Origin of the sequence: Stenotrophomonas sp. Ste86, assembly GCF_024519465.1 — a bacterium.
Taxonomy (GTDB): domain Bacteria; phylum Pseudomonadota; class Gammaproteobacteria; order Xanthomonadales; family Xanthomonadaceae; genus Stenotrophomonas.
The window spans coordinates 89,939-116,487 of sequence record NZ_JALJRW010000011.1; the positions used below are offsets into that span (position 1 = coordinate 89,939).

Here is a 26,549-nt window from a genome sequence, read left to right on the forward strand (position 1 = left end):
GGGCTTCACCGTGCGCCGCCGTACCGTATTTGACAAAACAGTTATCGCAATGCACTACATAAGGTGAGCTTATACTCGTGACACCATGCCCACACCGCGCCCGCCAAGTCCCCGGTTTTCCTATAAATCCGATCGGCTCAAGCCCTTGCGGGCGTTCTGCCAGACCGTCCGCCTGGGTTCGGTCTCACGTGCGGCTGAGGCGCTTTTCGTCAGCCAACCGGCCATCAGCCAGCAATTGCAGGCGCTGGAGCGCGAATTGGGGGTGGTGCTGTTTGAGCGCAGCGGGCGCCGGCTGGTGCCCAGCCGCGAGGGCCAGCTGCTGTTCGAGATGGCCCAGCCGCTGGTGGAAAACCTGGACGGGCTGGAAGCCAGCTTCCGCGACAAGGTGAAGGGGCTGGACGCGGGCGAACTCAACATCGCCGCCAACAGCTCGACCATCCTGTACCTGCTGCCGCGCATCGTGGAGCGCTTTCGCCAGCGTCACCCGGACGTGCGCCTGACCCTGCACAACGCGATCAGTGCCGACGGCACGGACCTGCTGCGCAGCGATGCGGCCGACCTGGCGGTGGGCTCGATGACCGACGTCCCGGCCGACCTGAGCTATGCGCCGGCCTACCGTTTCGAGCAGGTGCTGATCACCCCGCCCGACCACCCGCTCACACGGGTGAAGGAACTGACCCTGGAGGCGATCTCCGCCTATCCGCTGATCCTGCCACCCAAGCGCCAGATCACCTACCGACTGGTAGACCAGGTGTTCCAGCGCCAGCGCATGCCCTACACCGTGGCGCTGGAAGTGGGTGGCTGGGAGGTGATCAAGCAGTATGTGGCGATGGGCATGGGCATCTCGATCGTGCCGGCGTTGTGCCTCAACGATGCCGACCACGACAAGTTGCTGACGCGCTCGATGAGCGCCTGGTTCCCCGAGCGCAGCTACGGGGTGATCGTGCGCCGTGGGCGCTTCCTGTCGCCGCAGGCGCGCGCCTTCATCGACCTGATCCAGCCGGACCTGTTCACGCCGCGCAGCTATGATGAAAGCGGTCATTCCGAGCGCTGACGCACCCCCTTCCATGCCGATCGAACTGCGCCACCTGCGCTACTTCCTGGCCGTCGCCGACACCCTGCATTTCGGCCGCGCGGCCGAGCGCCTGGGCATGTCGCAGCCGCCGCTCAGCCAACAGATCCGCCAGTTGGAAACGCTGCTCGGTGCGCGCCTGTTCCTGCGCGCCAATCGCCGCGTGGAACTGACCGATGCCGGCCGCGTCCTGCAGGAGCAGGCACGTGAGGTGCTGGCCCGGGTCGACACCGCGATCGACCTGACCCAGCGCGCGCAACGCGGCGAAACCGGCGAGCTGCGCATCGGGCTGACCCGTGCCACGCCGCTGTCCACGCAGATTCCCCGGGCGATCTTCGCCTACCGCCAGCAGTTCCCGCAGGTGCAGCTGAAGCTGCGCGAGATGAACACGCTGCAGCAGATCGATGCGCTGATGGCCGGCGAGCTCGACGTGGGCCTGATCCGCAAACGGGCGCTGCCGGCGCCGCTAATGTCACGCAAATTGTTCAGTGATCCGCTGGCGCTGGTGGTGCATGACCAGCACCCGCTGCTGCGCGGTCTGGCCGCCGATGCGCCGGTGGCATTGCGGCTGTTCGCCCATGAGCCGTTCGTGGGTTTCCTGCGCGAGGTCGGCGCGGGCATCCACGATCATTTCATCGCATTGTGCCGCAGCGCCGGCTTCACCCCGCGTATCGTGCAGGAAGCCGGTGAAGCCTCGACGTTGATCAGCCTGGCCGCCTCCGGGCTGGGCGTGACGGTGCTGCCATCCTCGTGCAGCCACATCCAGGTCGACGGTGCACGTTTCGTCGCCCTGAGTGACCGCGCCGCCAGTTCGGAAGTGCACGTGGCCTGCCGACGCGGCACCGCCTCGCCGCTGATCGCACATTTCACCCGGCTGCTGCAGGGCGTCAGCGGCTGAGCGCGAGCGCGGCGGCGGCGGTCGGTTGCACGCGCTGCCGCAGCCGCCAGGCAATCGCGCCGCCGGCCGCGGTCAGCACGCCGACGAAACCGCACACGCCCAGCCAGTCCCAGTGCGTGTAGAACACGCCGCCGATCACGCCGGCCACGCTGGACCCCAGGTAATAGGCGAACAGGTACAGCGCCGAGGCTTCCGCGCGCATCGCCCCGGCACGGCTGCCGACCCAGCTGCTGGCTACCGAGTGCCCACCGAAGAAACCAAAGGTCACCAGCGCGATACCCAGGGCCATGCAGCCCAGCCACGGCAGCGCCAGCAGCACGATGCCCAGCGCGATCAGCCCGTAGCAGATCGCCAGCACGCGGCTGCGACCATGCCGGTTGGCCTGCTGCCCCATCCACGCCGAGCTGAAGGTGCCCACCAGGTACACGCTGAAGATCAGCCCGACCACGGTCTGGCTCAACCCATAGGGCGGGGCGAGCAGGTGGTAGCCCAGGTAGTTGTAGAGGGTGACGAACACACCCATCAGCACGAACGCGGTGGCGAACAGCCACGGCAGCCCGGGATCGGCGAACAGACTGCGCCAGCGTGCCGGCAGTTCGCGCAGGCCGCCGCGGCGGCTCTGGAAGTGGCGGGAGGGCGGTAGCTGGAACCACAGCAGCACGGTGCTCAGCAGCGCGATCGACGACACCACGCCGATACCCCAGCGCCAGCCCCAGTGGTCGGCCACGATGCCGGCGATGAGACGGCCGCTCATGCCGCCGATCGCATTGCCGCCGATGTACAGGCCCATGGCCAAGCCCAGCGCGCGGCTGTCCATTTCTTCGGCCAGGTAGGTCATGCCCACCGCCGGCACGCCGCTCAGCGCGATGCCGAGCAGCGTGCGCAACACCAGCAGGGTGGACCAGTCATCGACCATCGCCGTCGCCACCGACAACACGCTGGAGGCCAGCAGCGCGGCGACCATCACCCCGCGGCGGCCGATGCGATCGGAGATCAGCCCGGCGATCAGCATCGACACCGCCAGCAGCCCGGTGCTCAGCGACAGGGTCAGCGCGCTGTTGGCGGCCGAGACGCCGAAGTGCCGGCTGAACTCGGGCAGCAGCGGCTGCACCGTGTAGAGCAGGCCGAAGGTGGAAAAACCGGCCAGGAACAGTGCCGCGGCGGTGCGCCGGAACGCCGGCGTGCCTTGCTGGATATGGTCCGCAGCCGCTGCCGTGGCGGGGGCCTGGGGGCTGCGGGCGGGGACCGCTGCGGTGTCGCCATTCATGCCGGTAAGGCCCGTGTGTCCGGGCCGGAGTGAAGAGTCAGCGCTCAGGATAGGCAGCGCCGACAGGTCGATCCATAACCTGGACTGTCTGGATCGAGACGTCCGACATCTCGATTCAGATCACGCGCCGGGTTAGAGGGACTGCCAGGTCAGGCCCTCGCCGCGCCGGTAGTAGACCCGCGTGGCCTTGCCATACAGGGCGGAGGCATCCACCAGACCGAAATAGCGACCGTCGGCGCTGTTGCCACGGTGGTCGCCAAGCATCAGCACCTTGCCGGCCGGCACGGTCAGGCCGCTGATGTCCGGACCGCCGCCCTGGCCGAGGTCGAGCTGGGCCAGGTGCTGGCCGAAGTCCTCGATCTCGCCCGCGCCGGCCTCGGCCAGCGGCTGGCCGTTGATGCTCAGGTGGCCCTCGTGCAGTTCCACCCGGTCACCGCCGACGGCGGCGATGCGCTTGATCAGGCGGATGCCGTCCACCGGCGAGTCGAACACCGCCACGTCGCCGCGCTGCGGCTGGCCGGTGTGCAGCAGTTCAACCGAGGTGAACGGCAGGCGCAGACCGTAGGCGCGCATGTCCACCACCACCCGGTCGCCCGGCATCAGGGTGTGCTGCATCGAGCCGCTGGGCACCTGGTAGTGGTTGGCCAGCGAGTCGCGTGCGGCCAGCAGCAGGCCGAGCATCACCGCCAGCGGGAGCGCTTCCTTCTTCAGCCAATGCAGCATCCGGTTCGGGGCAGCAGCGGTGGAACTATCCATGGCAGGGCGCTCTCAAGGGGTCTGGTTGTGACCGGCCGGCGGTGGCCAAGTTCCCGGTGGTTGGTGCAGAAGCTACGCGATATTTACGCGCGGAAGCGGCCACCGGCATGGCGGTTTTACGGGCCCCGGTCGCATCGTGGCGTCACCGCGCCGCAGGGCGCTTGTTCGAGGTGTTCCATGACCATCCTGATGATCCGGCACACGCCGCCTGGCGCGGCGCCGGATGCCGCGCCGCTGCCTGCCCGGGTCGCCGGGCACCGCCTGGCCTGCCGCGATTGCGACTCGCTGCCGGCGCTGGTGCGTTGCCTGCAGCGGGCCCAGCGCAGCCGTCCTGCCTTGGTGCTGATTGCCACGACCGCCGTCGATGGCTATCAGTGGGCGCGTTACGGCCAGGCGCTGCGCAGTGCGCTGGAGGCGTTGCCGGCGCCGTACATCGAGATGGCCAGCAACGACGACGACGCGCTGGATGACCACCTGCACCCGCAGCACGCACCGACCGCGCGGGTGGTGTGCAGCAGCGGTCGCGACGATGCCTGCCGGCTGTCGCTGGCGATCGCCGCGCGTCGCCTGCAGGTCGTGCCGGAGGGGGCCTGAGCCATGTCGATCTTCATCATTCGCGGGCCGGAAGCAGCCGGTCCGCTGATCCGCACCGCGCAGCCGTTGCCGGCACCGGTGTTGAAATCGCTGGTGCACCGTGCGATCGATGCCGGCACCACGGTGGCAATCCGCGCCTGCGGCTCCGAGCAGGAGCTGCTGGACGCGCTGCGCGTGGCCGACCACAGCCGCGGCGAGGTGACGCTGCTCGATCCGGGCGCCTGCGTGGGCAGCGTGCGCCTGCACCGGTTGCTGCCGCATCTGCACAATGTCTACGTGGAAGTGCACGACGATGACACCCGGACGCCGGAGGCGTGCCTGCCGGCGGATGTGGGCCAGCGTATCGGCGTGGCGCACGGGTACTGCGCGCAGAGTTACATGCATGCACTGGAGATCGCGTTGGACCATCTTGGGTGCAGCGAGATCGTGGAAGGGGTGCACGTGGGGACGTGAGGGGTATTGCCGCCACGCGGGGCGGTCGGTGGGTCGGGCACTGGGCCCCATACCCTTTCCGGCGAATGTCCCCCGGTGTCGGCCTGCGGCCGCCCCCTCCTCCTTTATTTCGCCTCCAAGGGCATGGTGCCCAGCGCCCGACCCACCGACCAGCGTCAAAACGCCTGGCTTCTATTTGATTACCGCAAGCCGAGCCCCGTAGCGGCTGGTAGGCGCCTGGGCAAAATCAAGGAGGAGGCCGCCAGGCCGGGGGACATTTGCGCCAGGGGCCTACCGGCCGCTACGGGGCCCTCTCGCGCGCGGCAGCCCCCAGCGAAGCCGCCGTCCAAAAAAAAACGGCAGGATTTCCCCTGCCGTTTTCGTTTTCAGCCTGCGCCGGTAGGTGGTGTACGGACCCACGGTCGGCACCAACCCCTATCGTTCGCGCGCTTACTTCAGCCCGCGGTTGACCAGCAGCGGTTCCACCGACGGATCCTTGCCGCGGAACTCGCGGTACAGATCGGCCAGTTCCACGCTGTTGCCGCGCGAGAGGATCTTGTCGCGGAACACCTGCCCGTTCTCCGGGGTCAGGCCGCCATGCTCCTTGAACCACTCGAAAGCATCATGGTCCAGCACCTCGGCCCAGAAGTAGGCGTAGTAACCGGCCGAATAGCCACCGCCCCAGATGTGGTCGAAGTAGGTGGTGCGGTAACGCGGCGGCACCTGCGGCAGGTCGACCTTGAACTTCTTCAGCGCCGCCGCTTCGAACGGGGCCACGTCCTGCAGCGGCGCGTCGGCCGGCTGGGTGTGCCAGGCCAGGTCGAGCAGCGCCGCCGACAGGTACTCGGTGGTCGCATAGCCCTGGTTGAAGGTGCGCGCCTTGAGGATCTTGTCGACCAGCGCCTGCGGCATCGGCTCACCGGTCTTGTAGTTCTTGGCGTAGTTGGCGAACACCTTCGGGTCCAGCGCCCAATGCTCGTTGAACTGCGAGGGGAACTCGACGAAGTCGCGCGAGGTGCTGGTGCCTGCGATGGACGGGTACTTCACCTTGGAGAACATGCCATGCAGCGCGTGGCCGAACTCATGGAACATCGTGGTCACATCATCGAAGCTGAGCAGCGCGGGCTGGCCGGCGGCGGGCTTGGTGAAGTTGCACACGTTGTAGACCACCGGCTTGGCACCGGTCAGGCCGTCCTGTTCGACGAACACGTCCATCCAGGCGCCACCGGACTTGCTGTCACGCTTGAAGTAGTCGGTGTAGAACAGCGCCAGCGACGTGCCGTCCTTGTCGAACACCTCGTAGACCTTCATGTCCGCGTGGTAGGTCGGGATATCGGTGCGCGGCTTGAAGGTGATGCCGTACAGCTGGGTGGCGGCGTAGAAGACGCCGTTCTGCAGCACGTTGTCCAGCTCGAAGTACGGCTTGATCTGCGACTCGTCCAGGTCGTACTGCGCCTTGCGCACCTGTTCGGCGTAGAAGTCCCAGTCGGACGCGGCCAGCTTGAAACCGCCCTTCTGGGCGTCGATCACTTTCTGCATTTCGCCGATCTCGCCACGCGCCTTGGCGGTGGCTGCCGGCACGGTGTCAGTCAGCAGCTTGAGCGCGGCGGCCGGGGTCTTGGCCATCTGGTCGGCCAGGCTGTAGGCGGCGTAGTTGTCGAAGCCGAGCAGCTTGGCCTTCTGCGCACGCAGCTGGGCCAGCCGCTGTACGGTCTGCCGGGTGTCGTTGGCATCGCCCTTCTCGGCGCGGGTTTCGGAGGCCTTGAGCACGGCGGCGCGCTGGTCGCGGTCGCTCAGCGAGGCCAGTACCGGCTGCTGGGTGGTGTTCTGCAGCGGCAGCACGTACTTGCCGTCCAGCTTGCGGTCCTTGGCATCGGCGGCGGCGGTGTTGATCGCATCCTCGTCCAGGCCGGCCAGCTTGGCCTTGTCATCGACCACCACCGCACCGGCGGCGGTGGCGGCAACCAGGCGGGTGTGGAACTGGGTGGCCAGCGTGGTTTCTTCCACGTTGAGCTTGCGCAGCGAGGCCTTGTCGGCATCGTTCAACTGCGCGCCGGCACGCACGAATTCCTGGTAGTCACGCTCGACCAGGCGCAGCTGCACCGGGTCCAGGCCCAGCGACTGGCGCTGGTCGTAGACGCTCTTGATGCGGGCGAACAGCTTCGGGTCGAGGTTGATCTCGTCCTGGTGGTCGGCCAGCTTCGGGGCGACCTCTTCCTGGATCTTCTGGCGCGCCTCGTTGGTATCGGCCTGGACCAGGCCGAAGAAGATGCGCGACACGCGGGTCAGGGTTTCGCCGCTGCGCTCCAGCGCTTCGACGGTGTTGTCGAAGGTGGCCGGTTCGGGGTTGTCGGCGATCTTGCGGACTTCGGCCAGGTGCTGCTTCATGCCTTCATTGAAGGCCGGCAGGTAGTCACTGTCCTTGATCTTGTCGAACGGCGGCGCCTGGAACGGCAGCGTGCTGGCGCTCAACAGGGGATTGGTGGACGCATCGGCCGGCTGTTGCGCGGCGGGGGTCGGGGTATCGGTCACGGGGGTGGACTCCTTGCCGGAACAAGCCGCCAGCGCCAGGCTGATGGCAGCGGCCAAAACTACGGTACGCGACATGAAACGGGCTCCTTGGAATGGGATGCGGCTGCGGAAAACCGCAGCCGATCACCCTACTCCGATTGCCCGGAAGCGGCATGTGCCGGACGTGGCGCATGGCTGTGCGGCGCCCGCCGTGAACGGGCCCGGCGTCTCCAGGCCCGGTCCGGCCTCAGACGGTGCCGCGGTTCTTGCCCTGCCAGGGCCGGTAGTAGTCGCGGATGGCGGCCATGTCGGCGGCGTCATCGCCGGTGGAATAAAACAGCGGGCCGATCCCGATGGTCTTTTCCGGGTAATGGAAGTAAGCCGCCAGCACCGGCACGTCGGCCATCCGCGCGATCTTCAGGAACCCGGCCTTCCAGTGCGTCACCGCCTTGCGGGTGCCTTCGGGGGTGATCGCATACCACATGCGCTCGGAGCCGCGGATCAGGCTGACCGCCTGTTCCACCGTGCCCTGCGGCGAGCTGCGGTCCAGCGGGATCACGCCCAGGGCGCGCAGCAGCGGCGACAGCGGCCACCAGAACAACGAGGCCTTGCCCAGCACCTTGACCTGCATGCCCAGTGCGATCTTGGCCGCCATGCCCCAGAACCCGTCCCAGTTGGAGGAGTGCGGGGCGATGATGAAGACCAGCTTGGGCACGTCCGGGAAGGTGCCCACCACTTTCCAGCCACCCAGGCGCAACGTGCAGCGCGCCAGCCAGCGGAGGAAGCGGTTGGGTTTGACCTGCGGCATGTTGGGCGGAACGGCCGGCAACAGCGGACTTCGGTTGTTCAAGCAATCACTCCCAATTGCGTGTGGTGCGGCCGCGCTTGATCTGCGCGCGGCCCTTTTTTTCATCCAGGCGGCGCAGCTTCGCCCCGTACGACGGCTTGGTGGCCACGCGCGGCTTGGGCACGCTGAGGCTGGCCTGGATGAACTCGGCCAGGCGCTCGCGCGCATCCTCGCGGTTGCGGTCCTGGGTGCGGAAACGCTGGGCATCGATGACCAGCACGCCCTCGCCGGTCATGCGTCGGTCGCGCCGGGCCAACAGGCGCGAGCGCAACGGTTCGGGCAGCGACGGCGAGCCGGCCACGTCGAAACGCAGTTCCACCGCGGTGGACACCTTGTTGACGTTCTGCCCGCCGGCGCCACTGGCGCGCACGAAACGCTCGACGATTTCCGCGTCGGGAATCGACAGATGTGCGCTGACGGTGACTGGTCCGGTACCCATGGGCGGCATTGTAAAGGCAGGACGCGTGCCGAGGGTGAGCCCAACATCCCCGATGACGCCGATAACGTCCGCAAAATGCAGCCTGATGACATCCCGGCGGGTATCCTCGGGACTCCATGCAACGCAGGATGCTCCGCACATGCTTTCGATCCGTCCGCTGACCCTTACCGGCCCGACCCGTCCCCGTCGTGGCCTGATCCGCCTGGGCCTGGTAGTCGCCCTGGGCCTTGCCGCCGTGGCCTCGGCCATCGCCGCGCCGCCGTCCGATGCCGACATCAACCGGCTGCTGGCCGCCTCGCGCGCGCAGACCATGCTGGACAGCATGCTGCCGCAGATCGAGGCGATGCAGCGCCAGCAGTTCCAGCAGGTCGCCCAGCAGCGCCAGCTCGACGCGCAGCAGCAGGAACAGATGAAGCGCATGGAGGCACGCACCACCCAGACCATCCGCCAGGCGCTGTCCTGGCAGCAGCTGCGGCCGATGTACGTGGACCTCTACAAGAAGAGCTTCAGCAAGGAAGACGTGCTGGCGATGGCCGAGTTCTACGAGAGCTCGGCCGGACAGAGTCTGCTCGACAAGACCCCGGCGCTGATGCAGAACGTGATGGTGGCCATCCAGGAAAAGATGCAGCCGCTGTTCGTGGACCTGCAGAAGGACCTGGAGGAAATCATGAACGAGAAGCCGGCCCCGGCGAAGAAGTGACCCCGTAGAGCCGACCGTTGGTCGGCTGCACGATCCCGGGCACCGCATGTAAAGCATGCCGACCGTTGGTCGGCTGCAGATATCCCGGGCACCGCATGTAAGGCAGCCGACCAACGGTCGGCTCTACGCGGGTCAGGCCGCGTCCCAGCCGAACAGATCCATCGCCTTGCGGAACTCCCCCTGCGCCGGCGCGCTGACGTCCATCGCGGTGCCATCGGGGTGTGGGAACCGCAGGCGTTCGGCGTGCAGCAGCATGCGGTGGATGCCCTGCATGCGGAAGCTGCGGTTGTGGCGGCCATCGCCATGGCTGGTGTCGCCGATCAGGTGGTGGGACAGGTGCTTGAGGTGGCGGCGGATCTGACGGAAGCGGCCGGTCTGCGGTTGGCAGCGCAGCAGCGCATAGCGCGAGGTCTCGAACTCGCCCACCGGCACGGCGATCTCGCCCACGGCCACGCGCTGGAAATGGGTGATGGCCTGCTTCTTCACCGGCTTGCCGGGGCCGCCATCGAGGTCATGGTCGACGGTGAAGATTTCTTCGGCCGGCCAGCCACGGCAGATCGCCAGGTAATCCTTGGTCACATCGCCGCCCATCAGCGCTTTGCCGAGCACGCTGGCGCTTTCGCGGTCGAAGGCCAGCAGCAGGCAGCCGCTGGTGGCGCGGTCGAGCCGGTGGACCAGGAAGATCGGCTTGCCGAGCTGGTCGCGCAGGCGGTCGGCAAGGAAGTCGTCTTCGCCACGGGCCAGCTTGCTGTCGTGGACCATCAGCCCGGCGGGCTTGTTGACCACGGCCAGGCGGTCGTCCAGGTGCAGCAACTGCAGGGGCGCCACTGCGGGCGCGAGGTCGGTTGCGGTGTCGGTATCGATGTCGTTCACCGACCGATTATCCCCGCCCACTGCAGGCAGCGCCAACAAAGGCGATTCAGGCGACGTCACGCACGGCGATCAGTTCGCCGTTGCCGATCGGCACCCGCACGCAATGGAACTGCGGATCGCGGCGTACCTGCGCCTCGAAGGCCGCCATCTGTTCGGCATGCGAGACGGCGTTGTCGACCACCAGCAAGCCACCGGGCCGCAGCACGCGACGCAGGTCCGGCCACCAGCCCAGGTACTGGCTGCGTTCGGAATCCAGGAACAGCAGGTCGATGCTGGCCTCGGCTGCGGCACCCAGCCACACACCCGCATCGATGTGGATAAGGTCGATCTGCGCGGCCAGGCCGCTGCGCGCGAAGGTGGCCGTCGCCAGGGCGATCTTGTCGGCGGCGTACTCCAGCGTGGTGACCTGCCCGCCGACAGCCGCAGCGGCCTCGGCCAGCCACAGCGTGGAATAGCCGTTGGAGGTGCCGATCTCCAGCACCCGCCGCGCGCCGGTGGCACGCACCAGCACACCCAGCAGCTCGCCGGTGTCCGGGGTGATGTTGAGCATGCGCTGGGCACGCTCGCTATGGCTGGCATCGTGGTCGGCGCCGAACCGGGCCAGTTCGTCCTTCAGTGCCTGCAGCGTCATCTCAGCGGCGCCACCACGCGCTGGCCAACGAGAACAGACCGGCCGCGCCACTCACCCAGCTCCACACCGGTGCATCACCGAAGTACCAGCCGCCCGGCTGCATGCCGTACAGCACCGCCGCGACGATCAGCAGGCCGACACCGGCGATCGCGGCGACCGCGCGCTTCTGCAGCTTCTGCAGGTTGGTGTTGAGCGCGACCAGGTCCTGCGAGCGCATCGACAGCTCGTGTCCGCCTTCCACCTGCTGCTTCAGCCAGGCGTGTACCAGGCGCGGCATGTCCGGGGTGTGGGTCATGATTTCCGGCAGCCGCTTGCGCAGCTCCTTCAGTACCCGGCGCGGGCTGTAACGCTCGCGCAGGATGCGTTCGAGCACCGGCCGGGCCACCGCCCAGATGTCCAGTTCCGGATCGAGCTGGCGGCCGACGCCTTCGATGTTGAGCAGGGTCTTCTGCAGCAGGATCAGCTGCGGCTGCAGGGTCAGTTCATAGCGCTGCGCCACGCGGAACAGCTTGATCAGCACTTCGGCCAGCGAAATCTGCGACAGCGGCCGGGTGAAGTAGGGTTCGCACACCGAACGCGCCGCCGCTTCCAGCTCGTCGATACGCACGTTGCCCGGCATCCAGCCGGCTTCAACGTGGAGTTCGGCCATGCGCCGGTAATCCTTGTTGAAGATCGCCATGAAGTTCTCGGCCAGGTAGTACTGATCTTCCTGCGAGAGCTGGCCCATGATGCCGAAGTCCAGCGCGATGAAACGCGGGTTGTCGCGGCGCGCCGGGTCGAGGTCGACCCAGATGTTGCCGGCGTGCGCATCGGCGTGGAAGAAGTTGTCGCGGAACACCTGCGTGTAGAACACCCGCACGCCCTTGGCCGCCAGCGCCTTGCGGTCGATGCCGGCCTTGTCCAGCGCGACGATGTCATCCGACGGAATGCCCCACACCCGCTCCAGGGTCAGCGCGCGCTCGGCGGTGTGGCTCCAGATCACTTCCGGAACGTACAGGTCGTCCGAATCCATCCAGTTGCGGCGCAGCACGCTGGCGTTGGCGCCTTCGCGTTGCAGGTCAAGCTCGGCGGCCAGGGTGTTTTCGACCTCGGCCACCACTTCGCGCGGGCGGATCTTGTCGGCGCGCGGATGGGCGCGCTCGACCAGCGCAGCGGCCGAGGTGAGCAGCGCGATGTCGGCATCGATCTGCCGTTCGATATCCGGGCGCAGCACCTTGACCACCACTTGGCGACCATCGGCCAGCGTGGCCGCGTGGACCTGGGCGATCGAGGCCGAGGCCAGCGGCTGCAGGTCGAAGCTGGCGAACGCCTCGCTGACCGGGCGGCCGAGCGCCTGCTCGACGATGCGCTGGGCGGTCGCGCCGTCGAACGGCTTGACCCGGTCCTGCAGCAGGGTCAGCTCGTTGGCCACATCGGCCGGGATCAGATCGCGGCGGGTGGACAGGATCTGCCCGAACTTGACGAAGATCGGGCCGAGGTCCTGCAGCGCCAGGCGCAGCCGGGCACCGCGCGACTGCGCGGCGATATCGGCCGAGGCGCGCGGCACGAACGGCTTGGCCAGGCGCAGCCAGCGCTCCAGCGGGGTGTTCTGCAGCAGATCATCCAGGCGGTAGCGCAGGATCACCCGGCCGATGCGGGTGGCGCGGAACATCGCCTTCATGCGCGCACCTGGCGCAGGCGCTGTACCCGGGCGGCGATGCGTTCCACATCGTCGCGCATCACATCCACGTCGTCGTGGAAGGCTTCCAGTTCTGCTCGCGGTACCACGTCGCGGGACTCCTCGGTGACATATTCGGCGGCGCTGTGCGCCAGGTCGGACGCGCCACGGCGCGCATGCTGCAGCGCCGAGCGCAGGCTGTTGGCGATCTGCACGCCCAGCACCTCGCCGAACACGCGCACGAACGGCTGCTGCCAGTCCGGATCGAAACGGCTGGCCAACTGCTGCAGGCGCCGGGCCAGTTCGGCATCGCCGGAGACCTTGACCCGCCCGGCCGGGGCGTCACCGCCGCGCCGCGCATTGGCCAGGAACGGCAGCTGCGCAAGCACGCCGCCCAGGGTGCTGCGCACGGCCAGGTCCGGCTCCTGCTGCGCATCCACCGGGCCCACGGTCAGGCGCTCGCCGTCGACTCCGATACGCATCGCCAGCGAAGGGGATTCCAGGGTCAGCGCAATGTGCCGGCCATCCAGCGCACCCAGCGCGCTGCGCGTGTCCGGGTCCAGCGCCAGCGCGCGGTTGAGCGCCAGCTGCAGCGCATTGCCGGCCAGCGGTTTGAGGGAACTGAGGAAGGAACGGGCCATCGTTGCATTCTACTCGGCCCATGGCAGCGTCGGACCGCCGTACGTGCGCCGAGGCTGACGCGAGCATGAAGGCCGGTTCCACTGCAGGCCGCTGACCGGTTCATGCTATGGACCCACACACCAGGCGCAGGAGCGGCAACAGGCATGGGCAAGACCCGGGTAGGCATCATTTTCGGTGGCCGTTCGGCCGAACACGAAGTATCACTGCAGTCGGCCAGGAACATCGTGGACGCATTGGACAAGACGCGCTTCGACGTCACCCTGATCGGGATCGACAAGCAGGGCCAGTGGCATGTCAGCGACCCGCAGGCCTTCCTGCTGCACGCCGATGACCCGGCGCGGATCGCCCTGAACCGCTCGGGCATTGCGGTGGCCGTGCGCCCCGGGGTGGCGCGCCAGCAGCTGGTGCCGACCGATCCGGCCACCGCACTGGAGCAGATCGATGTCGTGTTCCCGATCGTGCACGGCACGCTGGGCGAGGACGGCTCGCTGCAGGGCCTGCTGCGCATGGCCAACCTGCCGTTCGTGGGCTCCGGCGTGCTCGGCTCGGCGGTGGCGATGGACAAGGACGTAGCCAAGCGCCTGCTGCGCGACGCCGGCCTGGCGGTGGCCCCGTTCGCCTGCTTCAACCGGGCCAGCGCAGCCAACGCCGATTACGCCGCGCTGGTCGCGCAGCTGGGCTCGCCGCTGTTCGTCAAACCGGCCAACCAGGGCTCGTCGGTCGGGGTGAGCAAGGTGGACAGCGCGCGGGAATTTCATGAGGCCCTCGCGCTGGCGCTGTCCTATGACCACAAGGCGCTGGTGGAAACGGCCATCGACGGCCGCGAGATCGAGTGCGCGGTGCTGGGCAACGACCGCCCCGAGGCCAGCGTGTGCGGCGAGGTGGTGGTGCACGACGCGTTCTACTCGTATGACACCAAATACATCAGCGAGACCGGTGCGGACGTGGTGGTGCCGGCGGCCATCAGCGACGCCGACCAGCAGCGCATCGGCGACATCGCGGTGCGCGCCTACCAGGCGCTGGATTGCGCCGGTCTGGCGCGGGTGGATGTGTTCCTGACCCCTGCTGGCGAGGTGGTCATCAACGAGATCAACACCCTGCCCGGTTTCACTCGGATCAGCATGTATCCCAAATTGTGGGCGGCCAGTGGGCTCGATTACACGGCCCTGATCAGCCGCCTGCTGGACCTGGCCCTGCAACGGCATGCGCAGGAGCAGGCGCTGCGCAGCTCGATCACCGCCTGATACGGCGACGGCCCGACGCGCTTTCGCACGCCGGGCCGTCACAAGGCAATGGCTGGGCAACCCGCGCCGGAGAGAGGGAGCGCGGGCTGCCCGGCGGACTAGCCTCGCTTGCGGAACATCGACACCACCGCCAGGATCAGGAACACCACGAACAGGATCCAGGCGATGTTGCTGGCGGCACCGGCGATGCCGGAGAAGCCAAGCACCGCCGCGATGATGGCGATGACAAAAAAGATAACGGCGTAATGCAGCATGTCGATCCTCGCGTAATGCGTGCCGGATTGGCGTGCTGCGATCTTCACCAAACCGCGGTGTTCAGGAAGTGATGGCGTCCTGTGCGCGCGATGAAGACTTCAGCCTCGTGAGGCCTTCGTCAATGCTCACCTGCGGCACGTAGCCGAAGTCCCGACGCGCCGGCGCCATGCTGTACCAATGCGGGGTGCACAGCTGCTCGGCGAGGAATCGGGTCATCGGCGGTTCGCCGCGCAGGCGCAACAGCGGCCACAGCCGCTCGGCCACCGCGCCGATGCGATAGGCGGTCCTGAAGCTGATCGACTTGTGCACCGCTGGCGCGCCGACGGCAGCCAGCAGCTTGTTGAGCAGCTCCTTCATCGGCAGCGGTTCGCCGTTGGAGATGAAGTAGGCCTTGCCCGCGCACGCCGCGCCCGGGGCGAGGTGTTCGAACGCCAGAAAGTGCGCCAGCGCGGCGTTGTCGATGTAGGTGGTATCGACCAGATTGCTGCCGTCCCCGACAAAGCGCAGCCGACCGGCGCGCGCGCGCTCGGCCAGGCGCGGCACCAGCTGCTGGTCGCCCGGCCCCCAGATCAGGCGCGGGCGCAGTGCCACGGTGGCCAGGGTGGCATCGTTGGCGGCCAGCACGCGCTGCTCGGCAAGGGTCTTGGTGGCCGCATACGGCGCCTGGAAGTCTTCGCCGTAGGGCACTTCATCGGCGCCCAGGCCTTCCACCGGGTGGGTGGCGCGATGGGTCACGCTCGGCGTGGAGGTGTAGACCAGCTTGCCCACGCCATGCGCGCGGCAGGCAGCGATCACGTTGTCGGTGCCGACCACGTTGGCCTGGAAATAGCTGTCATAACTGCCCCACGCGCCGGCCTTGGCGCCGTTGTGGAACACGGCATCGACCCCGGCCACCGCGTGGCGCACCGCATCGGCATCGGCCAGGTCGCCGCGGATCTGGCCCACGCCCAGTGCGGCCAGCGGCGGATAGTCGCCGCGGTTGAAGCTGAGCACCTGATGGCCCCGCTGCACCAGCCCACGGCACAGCGCCTGCCCAAGGAAGCCACCCCCACCGGTCACCAGGATTTTCATGCGCGCGTGTCCACGTGGGTTGCGGCCCAGACAGCCAGCTTCTCGCGGCCGATCTTGGCGTTGTGGCGGATATCCACCGGGAAGCCGGGATGCATCAGGAACTGTTCGATGCGGGGGGTGTGCGGGTGTGCATCGGCCTCGCGACGCAGGCGTTCGCGCAGCGCAGGGGTATCGGCACCGCCGGGTTGCAGCTCCACGCACAGCACCGGGCGCTGGCAACCCGCCGCACCGACGCCGACCAGCGCGGTGCGGGCGATGCCGTCGAGCGCATTGAAGACCGGTTCGACCTGTTCGGTGTACATCGGCCCCTGCGCGGTTTCCAGGCGCTGGGTCTTGCGACCGCAGAACCACAGCCGACCCTGCGCATCGAAGTAGCCGACATCGCCCATGCGGTGCACTACGCGCGCGCTGCCATCGGCGAGCACTTCGCCGATCTTGGCCGCGGCAGTGGCCTGCGGGCGGTTGAAGTAGCTGTCGGTCGCGGTGGGACCGGCCACGGTGATTTCGCCGACCTCGCCCACGCCCACCTCACGCACCTGCGACCAGTCCGGCAGCGGCGCGTCGTCGATGGCGATGATGCGCACCAGGTTGGGCGCCACCACGCGCCCGACGCAGGTGCCGGCCCCGGCTTCGGTGGCCTGGCGGGTGCTTTCCAGCTCGCGGCCTTCGATCACCGCCACCGGCAGGCACTCGGTGGCGCCGTACGGCGTCCAGAACTCGGCGTCGGCCGGCAGCAGACGGCGGATCCGGGCGACCACGTCCGGCGGCACCGGCGCGCCGGCCGAGGTCACCCGGCGCACGCCCGTCAGCGGCTGGCCGTGGTCGGCCAGCACCCGCATCAGCGCCGGTGAACCGAACAGCTGGGTGATCCCGAAGCGGGCGATCGCATCGAGCAGCTTGCGCGGGTCGGCCTTGGCCGGGCGCGTCGGGTCCATGTCCGGAATCACCGAGGTCAGGCCCAGCGCCGGATCGAACAAGGCGAACGGCGGGAAGGTCGGCAGGTCCACGCCACCGGGCTCCATGCCGAAGGCCGACCGCAGCAGCTCCACCTGGCCCACGAAGTGCCGGTGGCGGTAGACCACGCCCTTGGGCACGCCGGTGGAGCCACTGGTGAACAGGATCGCGGCAACGTCGTCGCCCTCGGTGGACGCCATCGGCTGCGGCGCGCGCGCGCCCTCGGCCTCGATCCGGGCCAGCGTGGTGCCGCCCCAGCCCCAACGCCGGCCGACGGTCACCAGGGTCTTCGCTCCCGGGCACCAGCGCAGCACCAGCCGCGCCACGTGGGCCAGGCCGATGCCGATGAAGGCCTGCGGCTGCGCCTCGTCCAGGCACTGTTTGAGGGCGCGCTTGTCGATACCGGGGTCGACCAGCACCGGCACTGCGCCGTTCTTGAACAACGCGAACATCAGCAGGAAGAACTCCGGCGAGGGCCGCACCATCACCACCGCGCGCACACCGCGGCCGATGCCGTGGGCAGCCAGGCCGGCGGCCATGGCGTCGCTGCGCGCGTTGAGGGTGCGGTAATCGAGGGTGACGTCGTAGGCGGCCATGCCGCCTGCACCGGGCTTTCCGGGGCAGCGGATGGCGATCTGGTCGGGGCGTTCACGGGCCAGCTCGGGCAGGCGCGCGGCAATGTTGGTGGCGGCGTTCATCCGTTCATTGTCGCCGCTGCAGAAAAATCTTGCGCGGGCGGCCACGGCATGGAAAATTCGCGGCCTTCCCTCCTGCTCGATTGCCGCCCAAGGCCGGTCCCCCATGTCCCATCCCTGCCTCACCTGCGGCGCCTGCTGCACCCAGTACCGTGTGGCGTTCCACTGGATGGAATCGGACGAGGTCACCCCCGGCGGCGTGCCGCACGAACTGACCCAGGTGCTGGACCCGCACCGGCTGTGCATGCGCGGCACCCTGTCCAAGCCGGTCTACTGCGTGGCGCTGGATGCGGAGATCGGGGTCTATTCGCGCTGCAGCATCCACCCCAACCGCCCCAGCGTGTGCCGCGAAGTGGACGCCTCGTGGGAGTACGGCAAGGCCAGCCCGCAGTGCGACAAAGCGCGGGTAGCGCACGGCATGCCGGCCCTGACCCTGGCCGATTGGCGCTGGCGCGACGCGGCGGACAATGACGATGATCATCCCGACGACAACGGCAGCTCGCCGGCGCCGCAGGCGCCGATCGCGGCGTGAGGGTGTGCGTCCGGGGGTGATGGCCCGGCGCGAAGGGCAGCCGACCAACGGTCGGCTCTACGGGTGGGTTCCGACCCGATCAAACGTCGGTACCCACCGGTTGCTGGGTAGGTGACGACCGTTGGTCGTTACCGCGGTCAAATCGGGTTTGCGTCCAAAAACGCGCGGATCTTCGGCACCAGGATCTCGTGCTTGTCTTCCAGCACGTAATGCCCGGCATCCTCGAAGGCATGCACCTCGGCCTGCGGCAGCGCGGCCTGGAAGCCTGCCAGGAAGTGATGGTCGAACACGAAGTCGCGCAGGCCCCAGCCGATGAAGGCGGGGCGGTCGGCGTACGACGGCAACGTCTTGCCGGAGCGCTCCAGCAACGACCACGCCTTGTCGGCCGGCGACAGGGGGATGTCCTGCATGAAGCGGATGGTGCTGATGCGGTTGGCGTAGCTGTTGTACGGCGACACGTATGCGCGGCGTACGTCGGCCGGCATCTTGCGCTCCACGCCCAGCCACGAGGCACCGGCGGAGAACGCGTTGAAGGTGCGGATGATCCACTCCCCCACCGTCCAGTGACGGCCCAGCGCGATCTGCCACGGCATTTTCTTCGCGGCCGGCATCGGGAATGCCGCCGTGTTGAGCACCACCAGGCGCTTGACCTGCGCGTGGTGCGACAGCGCCCAGCCAAAGCCGATCATGCCGCCCCAGTCGTGCACGGCCAAGGTCACCGGGCCGGTGATGCCCAGGTGCTTGAGCAGCACGTCCAGGTCGTCCACGCGCGACTGCAGCGTGTAGTCGTAATGCGCGTCATCGGGCTTGTCCGACAGGCCCATGCCGATGTGGTCGGGCACGATGCAGCGGTACTTGTCCGACAGCCCCGCCACCAGCGTGCGCCAGTAATAGCTCCACGACGGGTTGCCGTGGACCATCACCACCACCTCGCCATCGCGCGGACCTTCGTCGAGATAGTTCATCGACAGGCCGGGGCGCACCTCGAAGCGGTGCGGATGAGCGGGGTAACCGGGAAGCTGGGGCATGCAATCGCACCTGTAAAAAGGGCCGGTAGTACCGGCCCTTGGATTCAACGTAGCGGTCTTGTTACCAGACCACTTCGGCCATCGAGCAGTTCAGGCCCGAGCCGATACCGAGCAGCGCGATGCGATCGCCCTTCTTCAGCCGGCCCAGTTCCTTGAGCTTGCTCAGCACGATCGGCACCGAGGCCGGACCGATGTTGCCGTGCTCGCCGAAGATGGTCATGACCTTCTTCGGGTCGATGCCGAAGTTCTTGATGAACGCGGCGGTGTGCGGCTGGCTCACCTGGTGGATGACGAACTGGTCCAGTTCGTCCACCGCCCAGCCCAGCGCTTCGCGTGCAGCCACGAACGTCTTCTGGGCCAGCTTGATGCCCTCGATCAGCAGCATGCGGGTGTCGGTGACCATGCGGTCCAGGTTGCCGCGGCACAGCTGGTTCCACTCGGTGGCCGAGCGGGTCACGCCACCGCGGTAACGCGGCGCGTCGGGCACCAGTTCGGTACGCGCCATCACCATGGCGGCGGCACCGCAGCCCAGGGTCAGCGCGGCCATCTCGTTGCGGAAGTCATCGGCGGTCACGCCCGGCAGGGCCATGCGCTCGAGGGTCTTCTCGTAGACCAGGTTGGCGGTTTCGCCATCGACGATCAGCGCGTAGTCGATCTCACCGCGCTCAAGCATGCGCGCAGCGATGTCCATGCCATTGATGAAGGCCAGGCAGGCGTTGGCGACGTCGAAGGTCATGCACTCATCGCCCACGCCCAGGTTGCCCGAGACGATGCTGGCGGTGGACGGCTCCAGATAGTCGCGGCTGACCGAGGTGTTGACCAGCAGGCCGATCTTGTCGGCGCCGATCCCGGCATCTTCCAGCGCCTTGCGGGCGGCCAGGGTCGCCGCATCGGAGGCGAGCATGTCCGCATCCCACAGACGACGGGCGTGGATGCCGGCGATATCGCCGAGCACGTCGGTACGGATGCCCAGACGATCCAGCGTCGGCTGCAGACGTTCGTTGATTTCCTTGGACGTCAGCGTGTGCGGCGCGTCGATGTGCGCCAGGCCGGCGATAGAGACATTCTTGAAGAGCATCAGTTAGCGCCAAGGCTCAGGCAAAGGGGGCGCTATTGTAAGCCGGCCTTGCCTTCACCGCACCTTTACGAATTCACGCTTGGGCGTATGGTGCGCGGCCGGGCGCTGAAGGGTTCAGCGAGGCGGGCACTGGAAGGCCAGGAAACGCTGGCTGCCATCGGCCGGCTGGCCACTGGCCTGGACGGCATTGGCCCCGGCGCTGGGGGCTTCATTGCGTGCCAGGGTTTCCAGTTCTTCCTGCACGCGCAGGGGGTTGCGGTTGTAGAAGGCCACCTTGCTCTTGACCGTCACCACCACCTCGCCCTTGCTCTGGCAGCCGCTCGGCACCTGGCCGGGAGGCAGCACGCGCACGGTCTTGCCTACCGGTTCGATCGGCACCCACGTGCAGGCGGTGGCGCTGAGGGTGAGCAGGGAAAGCAGAAGAACGCGCATGTGGGAGACCTGGCTGGGCGACGAGAAAGGAGTGTGCGGGAAACGGCTGAATCGGGGGTGATGGGGTGCCGGGCCGAAGCCCGGCCCCCTGCTTCGGCAGGTCAGCGAGGTTGCCGGCCAGCGGCCGGCACTACCTTGCCATCTGCATCGATCACGTGGACCTCGCCCAGGTTCAGCGCGCGGACCTCCTTCTCGGTCTGCTTCAGGTCACCGACCACCACCCAGGTGAGGGTGTTCGGGTCCAGCGTGGCCGCCGCCTGCTGCACCTGCGCCGGGGTCATGGCCTCGATCTCGGCCTTGCGCTTGAACACATAGTCGTCCGGACGCTGGTAACGCACGATGCCGCTGATGGTGCCCAGCACCGCACTGGCGGTTTCATACGCACCGGGCAGGCTCAGCGTCTGGATGTTGCGGATGCGCGCCACTTCGGCGGCAGTGGCCGGCTTGGCGCCACTGGCGAAGTCGCGGATCTCCTTCTGCATTTCCCGCATCGACTCGGCGGTCTTGTCGATCTGCACCGGCGCACGGGCACCCCAAGGGCGCTGGCCCAGGGTGTTGCTGGCACTGCTGCCGGCACCGTAGGACCAGTGTTTCTCCTCACGCAGGTTCATGTTCAGGCGCGACGTGAAGTCGCCGCCGAGCACGCCGTTGGCGATGTCGAAGCGGGTGCTGCCCGGATCCATCGCCGACGGGACCACCTGGCTGGCGAACAGGTTGGCCTGGACAGCGCCGGGCTGGTCGATCAGGTACACGCGGGCGTGGGTCGGGCGGGCCACGTCGACCGGCGCCTTGACCGGCGGGGCAGTGCCCTGGCCCTTCCAGTCACCGAACTGACGCTCCAGCAGCGGCACGATTTCCTTCAGGGTGGTGTCGCCGACCACGATCAGCGTGCCCTGCTCGGGACGCAGCGCGTCACGGTGGAAATCGACCAGGTCCTGGCGGGTCAGCGACTGGATGTCGGCTTCATTGCCACTGCCCGTGAACGGAATCGCGTACGGATGACTGGCGCCGTACAACAGGGTCGGCATCACGCGCATCGCCGCCGCGCTGGGGTTGACCTTCTCCTGCTGGATGCCGGCGATCCAGGTCGCCTTGACCCGGTCGATCTCGCCCTGCTCGAAGCGCGGCTGGCGCAGCATGTCCGCATACAGGGCCAGCGACGGGGCCAGGTTTTCCTTCAATGCCGACAGGTAGACGCTGGCGCTGTCCAGCGATGCCGACGCACCCAGGCTGGCGCCGAGGGCATCGGCGGCGTTGGCGAACGGCAGTGCGCCGAGCTTGCCGGCGCCTTCGCCCATCAGGTCCATGGTGAAGTTGGCGGTGCCCTGCTTGCGGCCCTGGTCGGCGGTGAAGCCACCGGGGAATTCATAGCTGAACTGCACCACCGGAATGTCGTGGCGTTCGGCCAGGATCACCTGGGTGCCGTTCTTGAGCGTGGCGCGGTGCAGCTGCGGGAATTTCAGCTCCGGGAAGGTCTTGGTCTGCGGTACGCCGGTGCTGCGGTCGACCTGCTTGGGCAGGGTGGTGAATTTGGGATCCACGGCCGGTACGGTGAACGGCTTGGGCGATTCGGACGGCAATTCGGCCAGCGCCACGCGCGCGCCCGGCTCCACCACCACGGTGTGGTCGCCCACGCCCAGCCACTTGGCACCGGCGCCGCGCACGTCGTCGGCGCTGGCCGCATCGATGGTGGCCAGCGACCGGCGGAAGCAGCCCGGATCGCCTTCGAACACGGTGCATTCGGCCAGCGCATCGGCCTTGCCGCCAAAGCCGCCGATACGCTCGATGCCACGGATGAAGCCGGCCCGGAAGGCGGTCTTGCCACGGCTCAGTTCATCGGCGCTCGGGCCATCCTTGACCAGGCGCTTGATTTCCTCGTCGATGATCGCTTCGACCTTGGCCGGGTCCACGCCCTGCTTCACGGTGGCCATCACCACGAAGTTGGACCCCAGCTGCGAGCTGTAGGCGCCGGCGCTGATGTTGTCCACCAGCTTGTCCTGGTGCAGCAGGCGCTGGTCCAGACGCGAGGACTTGGCACCGCCGAGCACCTGGGCGAACAGCTGCAGCTGGTCCAGGTCGGTGGTGCCGACCTGGGCCACGTTCCAGGCGCGGTAGATGCGCGCCTGCGGCACCTTGTCGGTCATTACTTCACGCGTGCTCTTCTCGCGCTTGGCCACGTCCACCTTCGGCTGGGCCATGCTCGGGCCGGCCGGGATGTCGCCGAAGTACCTGGCGACCTTTTCCTTGGCGGTGGCCAGGTCGATGTCGCCGGCCAGCACCAGCACCGCGTTGTTGGGGCCGTACCAGGTGCGGAACCAGGTCTTGACGTCGTCCAGCGACGCCGCGTTGAGGTCGTTCATCGACCCGATCACGCTGTGGTGGTACGGGTGGCCTTCCGGATACATCGCGCGGGTCAGCTTTTCCCAGACCTGCCCGTAAGGCTGGTTTTCGCCCTGGCGCTTTTCGTTCTGGACCACGCCGCGCTGTTCGTCGAGCGCGGCCTGATCGATCGCACCCAGCAGATGGCCCATGCGGTCGGACTCCATCCACAGCGCCATGTCCAGCGCGGTGGTCGGCACGTTCTCGAAGTAATTGGTGCGGTCGGTGTTGGTGGTGCCGTTCTGGCCGGTCACACCGACCTGCTTGAAGGGCTCGAAGTACTCGCCGTTGTGGTTTTCGCTGCCCTGGAACATCAGGTGTTCGAACAGGTGCGCGAAGCCGGTGCGCCCCGCCGGTTCGTCCTTGCTGCCCACGTGGTACCAGATGTTCACCGCCACGATCGGGGCCTTGCGGTCGGTGTGCACCACCACGCGCAGGCCGTTGGGAAGGGTGAACTGCTCGAACGGAATGTCCACCTTGGCCGGCGTGGCGGGCTTGGCCAGCACAGGCGCCGGCACGAAGCTGCCCAGAGCGGCGGAGAGCGCTACAGCCAGCAGCGCGGCACGCGGGCGGAGTTGGACGGTCATTCCGTTTCCTTGGTCATGAAAGTGAAGACCGATGCTAGCGCGTGGCGGGCACCCGCGGCATCCGCCAACAGTCATTGCCGGTATCGGAACTTCCTGCCCTTTAGCGCCTTTATAGGCCTGCTCACTCATTGCTGTGCACCACGCGCGGACACAGACGCGCCCGGCGCGGACAGGTGTCCGGACAGCGGACACCCTGAATCAAAAACAAAACCCTTTTAAATCAACAACTAAAAGTTGGCACGGCGCCTGCTCGGTCCTGGGTGGGGAAACGCAAAGAACAGAACAAAACTGACTCCTCGCTGAACAAAATAAAGAAAGTGCAGATTGTTCTTGCAAGCCCCGAATCGGTGTACTACCTTACTACCACACCACTGACCACCAACACTAAATAGGCCCGCCATGAACACCAAGATCCTCGCCATCGCCATCGCCGCCGGTTCCGCGTTTGCTTCGAACGTGCAGGCCGCCGCCATCACCACCCTGGATACCCTGCAGGTCCGCCCGTCGGCCGACCAGATCGCCCAGGCCGAGGTCGAGCGCAGCAGCGCCATCCCGACCCTGGCCCTGGTGGAAGTCCGCCCGACCGCTGGCCTGATTGCCGACTACCGCGCCGAACTGGCCGGCAGCCGCCGCGTCACCACGCTGGCCTCGGTGGAAGTGCGCCCGACCGCCGAACAGCGCCAGGCCCTGGCTGCCGAACAGGTCAACGATCGCGATTACGTCGCCACCCTGACCGCCGCCGCCACCGCCGTCGCCCGCGACGTGATCGTCAACCTGCCGGCCCTGCAGGTGCGTCCGTCGGCGGCCGATCTGCAGGCCCTGGCGCTGGAAACCGCTGTCCAGGTGCTGGTCCGTCCGTAACCGGTTGCTGCGGTAACGCGCAGCAGCCGCGTAAACTGCGGCGATGACCGCGCCCACGTTCCACGTCATCCTGTTCCAACCCGAAATCCCGCCGAACACCGGCAATGTGATCCGCCTCTGCGCCAACACCGGCGCGCGGCTGCATTTGATCGAGCCGCTCGGTTTCGACCTGAGCGACAAGCAGCTCAAGCGCGCCGGCCTGGACTATCACGAATACGCTCGACTGCAGGTGCATCCAGACCTGGCTACCGCCCTGCAGACCATCGCACCCCGGCGTCTGTTCGCCCTCAGTACCCGCGGCAGCGTGCGTTACGACACCCAGCAGTTCGAAGACGGCGATGCCTTCCTGTTCGGCCCGGAAACCCGCGGCCTGCCACAGGACCTGCTTGACGCACTCCCCGATGGCCGGCGCCTGCGCCTGCCGATGCAGCCGGACAACCGCAGCCTCAATCTGTCCAACACGGTCGCCGTGGTGATGTACGAGGCATGGCGCCAGAACGGGTTCGCCGGCGGGGAATAGCACGCCGTGCCGACCAACGGTCGGCACCTATCGGTGACACAGGCACCTGCCGGCCGCGTAGCACCTGACCGTTGCTCAGGTGGCCCGTTCAACGGTAGTGCCGGCCGCTGGCCGGCTCCCGACACCGCCGACACCCTTAAAACGCGTTGATGCCCGTCAGCTCGCGCCCGATCACCAGCTGGTGCACGGTCTCGGTGCCCTCATAGGTGATCACCGATTCCAGGTTCAGCGCGTGCCGGATCGCCATGTGTTCGGTGGTGATGCCCGCGCCGCCGAGCAGGTCGCGGCATTCGCGCGCGATGTCTATCGCCATGCGGCAGTTGTTCCACTTGGCCAAGCTGACCTGCTGCGGATGCAGCTGCCCGGCATCCTTCAACCGCCCCAGCTGTAGCGCCAGCAACTGCGCCGTGGTGATCCGCCGGGCCATGTCGGCCAGCTTGATCTGCGCGCTCTGTGTGGCCGCCACCGGGCGCCCGAACAGCACCCGTTCCTTGGTGTAGTTCAGCGCCTCGTCCAGGCACGCCACCGCTGCCCCGATCGGGCCCCAGCTGATGCCGTATCGGGCTTGGTTCAAGCAGCCCAACGGGCCCTTCAGGCCCTGCACGTTGGGCAGGCGGTTGCGCTCGGGCACGCGTACGTTGTCGAAGAACAGCGCACCGGTCAGCGAGGCACGCAGGCTCATCTTGTGCTTGATTTCCTGGGTAGTGAAACCGGCCATGCCCTTCTCCAGCACGAAACCCTGGATGCCGTCTTCGGTATGCGCCCAGACGATGGCGATGTCGGCCACCGGGCCGCTGGTGATCCACATCTTGCTGCCGTTGACCACCCAGTCGCCGCCATCGCGTACCGCACGGGTCTTCATCGCCGCCGGATCCGAACCGCCATGCGCCTCGGTCAGGCCGAAGCAGCCGATCACCTTGCCGGCGGCCATGTCCGGCAGCCAGCGCGTGCGCTGTTCCTCGCTGCCGTAGGCGAAGATCGGGTACATGCACAGCGAACTCTGCACCGAGACGAAGCTGCGCAGGCCAGAATCGCCGCGCTCCAGCTCCTGGCAGATCAGGCCGTAGCTGACCGCGTTGAGCCCGCCACCGCCGTACTGCTCGGGCAGGCTGGAGCCGAGCAGACCGAGCGCGGCGATTTCCGGGATCAACTCGTCCGGAAAGCGGCCCTGGTCGAACGCGTCGCCGATGATCGGCAGCACGCGCTCGTCGGTGAAGCGCGCCACCGTGTCCTGCACGGCACGCTCCTCATCGGTGAGCAGGGCGCGGACATCAAACAGGTCGTACGGATTCAGTGACATGGCTACCCGGGCATGAAGGCGATCAAACAGGGGGCCATTGTGGTCGTTGCACCGCATCCGGCCAAGGCACGCCGCAGCACGGCCGCGGCAGCGACGCGACCGCAGGTGCTGCCGGCGGCCCGCCCAGGTAGAGCCACGCCATCCGTGGCTGGCTGGCAGGCGCCCTGAGCGCCGTGCGCAGCGGACGACACGTGCCGCTACCCCCACTCAAGATTGCGGTCGCATCGGCATTGGTGCGCCGCACCATCGGCATGCTTGAAGCACGCACTCACGTGACGTCAACGTCGGCGATCT

The 26,549-nt window shown here is 67.6% G+C and carries 26 protein-coding genes; 9 read left to right on the top strand and 17 right to left on the bottom strand.

The genetic code is table 11. The features are described 5' to 3' along the window. Window positions 1-85: 85 nt before the first annotated feature. A complete protein-coding gene (locus NR101_RS11715; RefSeq protein ID WP_256775259.1) occupies window positions 86-1,054 on the top strand; it encodes a LysR substrate-binding domain-containing protein in 969 nt (322 codons plus the stop codon). A gap of 13 nt (window positions 1,055-1,067) precedes the next feature. Further along, complete coding sequence (locus NR101_RS11720; protein ID WP_256775260.1) at window positions 1,068-1,970, top strand: LysR substrate-binding domain-containing protein; 903 nt, start codon at window positions 1,068-1,070, stop codon at window positions 1,968-1,970. On the opposite strand, the gene NR101_RS11725 is transcribed toward NR101_RS11720, so the two are convergent. Both NR101_RS11725 and lepB read right to left on the bottom strand, forming a co-directional pair. Next, entirely contained in the window at window positions 1,960-3,237 is a 1,278-nt protein-coding gene (locus NR101_RS11725; protein ID WP_256775261.1) for an MFS transporter, read from the bottom strand. The two genes, NR101_RS11720 and NR101_RS11725, sit on opposite strands and share 11 nt — an antisense overlap. 132 nt (window positions 3,238-3,369) lie before the next feature. After that, the gene (gene lepB / locus NR101_RS11730; RefSeq protein WP_256775262.1) at window positions 3,370-3,993 is read right to left on the bottom strand and encodes a signal peptidase I; all 624 of its coding nucleotides are present in this window, start codon (window positions 3,991-3,993) and stop codon (window positions 3,370-3,372) included. A gap of 177 nt (window positions 3,994-4,170) precedes the next feature. On the opposite strand from lepB, the gene NR101_RS11735 reads away from it, so the two are divergent. Then, window positions 4,171-4,587: a hypothetical protein gene (locus tag NR101_RS11735; protein WP_256775263.1), complete on the top strand. Its 417-nt coding sequence runs from the start codon at window positions 4,171-4,173 to the stop codon at window positions 4,585-4,587. A gap of 3 nt (window positions 4,588-4,590) precedes the next feature. After that, window positions 4,591-5,040, top strand: coding sequence for a 3-dehydroquinate dehydratase (locus NR101_RS11740; protein ID WP_256775264.1), 450 nt, complete (start codon window positions 4,591-4,593; stop codon window positions 5,038-5,040). Between the two features lie 429 nt (window positions 5,041-5,469). Here NR101_RS11740 and dcp read toward each other — a convergent pair whose 3' ends face one another. The 3 genes from dcp to arfB form a co-directional block, all read right to left on the bottom strand. After that, complete coding sequence (gene dcp / locus NR101_RS11745; protein ID WP_256775265.1) at window positions 5,470-7,626, bottom strand: peptidyl-dipeptidase Dcp; 2,157 nt, start codon at window positions 7,624-7,626, stop codon at window positions 5,470-5,472. A 151-nt stretch (window positions 7,627-7,777) separates the two neighbouring features. Continuing rightward, a complete protein-coding gene (locus NR101_RS11750) occupies window positions 7,778-8,338 on the bottom strand; it encodes a lysophospholipid acyltransferase family protein (protein ID WP_236546331.1) in 561 nt (186 codons plus the stop codon). Window positions 8,339-8,384: 46 nt separating this feature from the next. After that, on the bottom strand, window positions 8,385-8,816 hold the full coding sequence (gene arfB, locus NR101_RS11755; RefSeq protein WP_256775266.1) for an alternative ribosome rescue aminoacyl-tRNA hydrolase ArfB: 432 nt from the start codon (window positions 8,814-8,816) through the stop codon (window positions 8,385-8,387). Between the two features lie 139 nt (window positions 8,817-8,955). Here arfB and NR101_RS11760 point away from each other — a divergent pair, with 139 nt between their 5' ends. Further along, a complete protein-coding gene (locus NR101_RS11760; RefSeq protein WP_256775267.1) occupies window positions 8,956-9,516 on the top strand; it encodes a DUF2059 domain-containing protein in 561 nt (186 codons plus the stop codon). Window positions 9,517-9,648: 132 nt separating this feature from the next. Here the strand turns inward: NR101_RS11760 and NR101_RS11765 are convergent, their stop codons facing one another. The 4 genes from NR101_RS11765 to NR101_RS11780 are packed head-to-tail and all read right to left on the bottom strand — an operon-like array spanning window position 9,649 to window position 13,318. Beyond that, window positions 9,649-10,389 (bottom strand): pseudouridine synthase, encoded by a 741-nt coding sequence (locus NR101_RS11765; RefSeq protein WP_256775268.1) that lies wholly within the window; start codon window positions 10,387-10,389, stop codon window positions 9,649-9,651. Window positions 10,390-10,435: 46 nt separating this feature from the next. After that, a complete protein-coding gene (locus tag NR101_RS11770) occupies window positions 10,436-11,020 on the bottom strand; it encodes a class I SAM-dependent methyltransferase (protein ID WP_137191330.1) in 585 nt (194 codons plus the stop codon). Window position 11,021: 1 nt separating this feature from the next. Further along, window positions 11,022-12,680, bottom strand: coding sequence for a ubiquinone biosynthesis regulatory protein kinase UbiB (ubiB, locus tag NR101_RS11775; protein WP_256775269.1), 1,659 nt, complete (start codon window positions 12,678-12,680; stop codon window positions 11,022-11,024). Next, entirely contained in the window at window positions 12,677-13,318 is a 642-nt protein-coding gene (locus tag NR101_RS11780; RefSeq protein ID WP_256775270.1) for an SCP2 sterol-binding domain-containing protein, read from the bottom strand. Before NR101_RS11780 ends, ubiB begins: the two co-directional genes overlap by 4 nt. A gap of 144 nt (window positions 13,319-13,462) precedes the next feature. On the opposite strand from NR101_RS11780, the gene ddlA reads away from it, so the two are divergent. After that, window positions 13,463-14,563 carry a D-alanine--D-alanine ligase gene (ddlA, locus tag NR101_RS11785; protein WP_256775271.1) on the top strand — a complete coding sequence of 367 codons (1,101 nt, stop codon included), beginning with the start codon at window positions 13,463-13,465 and terminating at the stop codon, window positions 14,561-14,563. Between the two features lie 98 nt (window positions 14,564-14,661). Here the strand turns inward: ddlA and NR101_RS11790 are convergent, their stop codons facing one another. The 3 genes from NR101_RS11790 to oleC all read right to left on the bottom strand — a co-directional run bounded on the left by NR101_RS11790 (window position 14,662) and on the right by oleC (window position 17,541). Further along, window positions 14,662-14,817 (bottom strand): DUF1328 domain-containing protein, encoded by a 156-nt coding sequence (locus tag NR101_RS11790; RefSeq protein ID WP_038691201.1) that lies wholly within the window; start codon window positions 14,815-14,817, stop codon window positions 14,662-14,664. A gap of 61 nt (window positions 14,818-14,878) precedes the next feature. Further along, window positions 14,879-15,889 (bottom strand): 2-alkyl-3-oxoalkanoate reductase, encoded by a 1,011-nt coding sequence (gene oleD / locus NR101_RS11795; RefSeq protein ID WP_256775272.1) that lies wholly within the window; start codon window positions 15,887-15,889, stop codon window positions 14,879-14,881. Continuing rightward, a complete protein-coding gene (gene oleC, locus NR101_RS11800) occupies window positions 15,886-17,541 on the bottom strand; it encodes an olefin beta-lactone synthetase (RefSeq protein WP_256775273.1) in 1,656 nt (551 codons plus the stop codon). Before oleC ends, oleD begins: the two co-directional genes overlap by 4 nt. A 103-nt stretch (window positions 17,542-17,644) precedes the next feature. Here oleC and NR101_RS11805 point away from each other — a divergent pair, with 103 nt between their 5' ends. Further along, complete coding sequence (locus tag NR101_RS11805; protein ID WP_137191336.1) at window positions 17,645-18,070, top strand: YkgJ family cysteine cluster protein; 426 nt, start codon at window positions 17,645-17,647, stop codon at window positions 18,068-18,070. Window positions 18,071-18,207: 137 nt separating this feature from the next. On the opposite strand, the gene NR101_RS11810 is transcribed toward NR101_RS11805, so the two are convergent. The 4 genes from NR101_RS11810 to NR101_RS11825 all read right to left on the bottom strand — a co-directional run bounded on the left by NR101_RS11810 (window position 18,208) and on the right by NR101_RS11825 (window position 23,574). Continuing rightward, the gene (locus tag NR101_RS11810; RefSeq protein ID WP_256775274.1) at window positions 18,208-19,098 is read right to left on the bottom strand and encodes an alpha/beta fold hydrolase; all 891 of its coding nucleotides are present in this window, start codon (window positions 19,096-19,098) and stop codon (window positions 18,208-18,210) included. Between the two features lie 61 nt (window positions 19,099-19,159). Further along, window positions 19,160-20,176 carry a 3-oxoacyl-ACP synthase III gene (locus tag NR101_RS11815; protein ID WP_038691210.1) on the bottom strand — a complete coding sequence of 339 codons (1,017 nt, stop codon included), beginning with the start codon at window positions 20,174-20,176 and terminating at the stop codon, window positions 19,160-19,162. Between the two features lie 114 nt (window positions 20,177-20,290). Continuing rightward, a complete protein-coding gene (locus NR101_RS11820; protein WP_256775275.1) occupies window positions 20,291-20,608 on the bottom strand; it encodes a DUF4156 domain-containing protein in 318 nt (105 codons plus the stop codon). A gap of 101 nt (window positions 20,609-20,709) precedes the next feature. Continuing rightward, window positions 20,710-23,574: a pitrilysin family protein gene (locus NR101_RS11825; protein ID WP_256775276.1), complete on the bottom strand. Its 2,865-nt coding sequence runs from the start codon at window positions 23,572-23,574 to the stop codon at window positions 20,710-20,712. 399 nt (window positions 23,575-23,973) lie between these two features. Here NR101_RS11825 and NR101_RS11830 point away from each other — a divergent pair, with 399 nt between their 5' ends. Together NR101_RS11830 and trmL are read left to right on the top strand one after the other, a co-directional pair. After that, window positions 23,974-24,435, top strand: a complete 462-nt coding sequence (locus tag NR101_RS11830; protein ID WP_256775277.1) for a hypothetical protein — start codon at window positions 23,974-23,976, stop codon at window positions 24,433-24,435. A gap of 43 nt (window positions 24,436-24,478) precedes the next feature. Then, window positions 24,479-24,955 (top strand): tRNA (uridine(34)/cytosine(34)/5-carboxymethylaminomethyluridine(34)-2'-O)-methyltransferase TrmL, encoded by a 477-nt coding sequence (gene trmL / locus NR101_RS11835; protein ID WP_256775278.1) that lies wholly within the window; start codon window positions 24,479-24,481, stop codon window positions 24,953-24,955. Window positions 24,956-25,091: 136 nt separating this feature from the next. Here trmL and NR101_RS11840 read toward each other — a convergent pair whose 3' ends face one another. Beyond that, window positions 25,092-26,255, bottom strand: a complete 1,164-nt coding sequence (locus tag NR101_RS11840; protein ID WP_256775279.1) for an acyl-CoA dehydrogenase family protein — start codon at window positions 26,253-26,255, stop codon at window positions 25,092-25,094. Window positions 26,256-26,549: the final 294 nt, after the last annotated feature.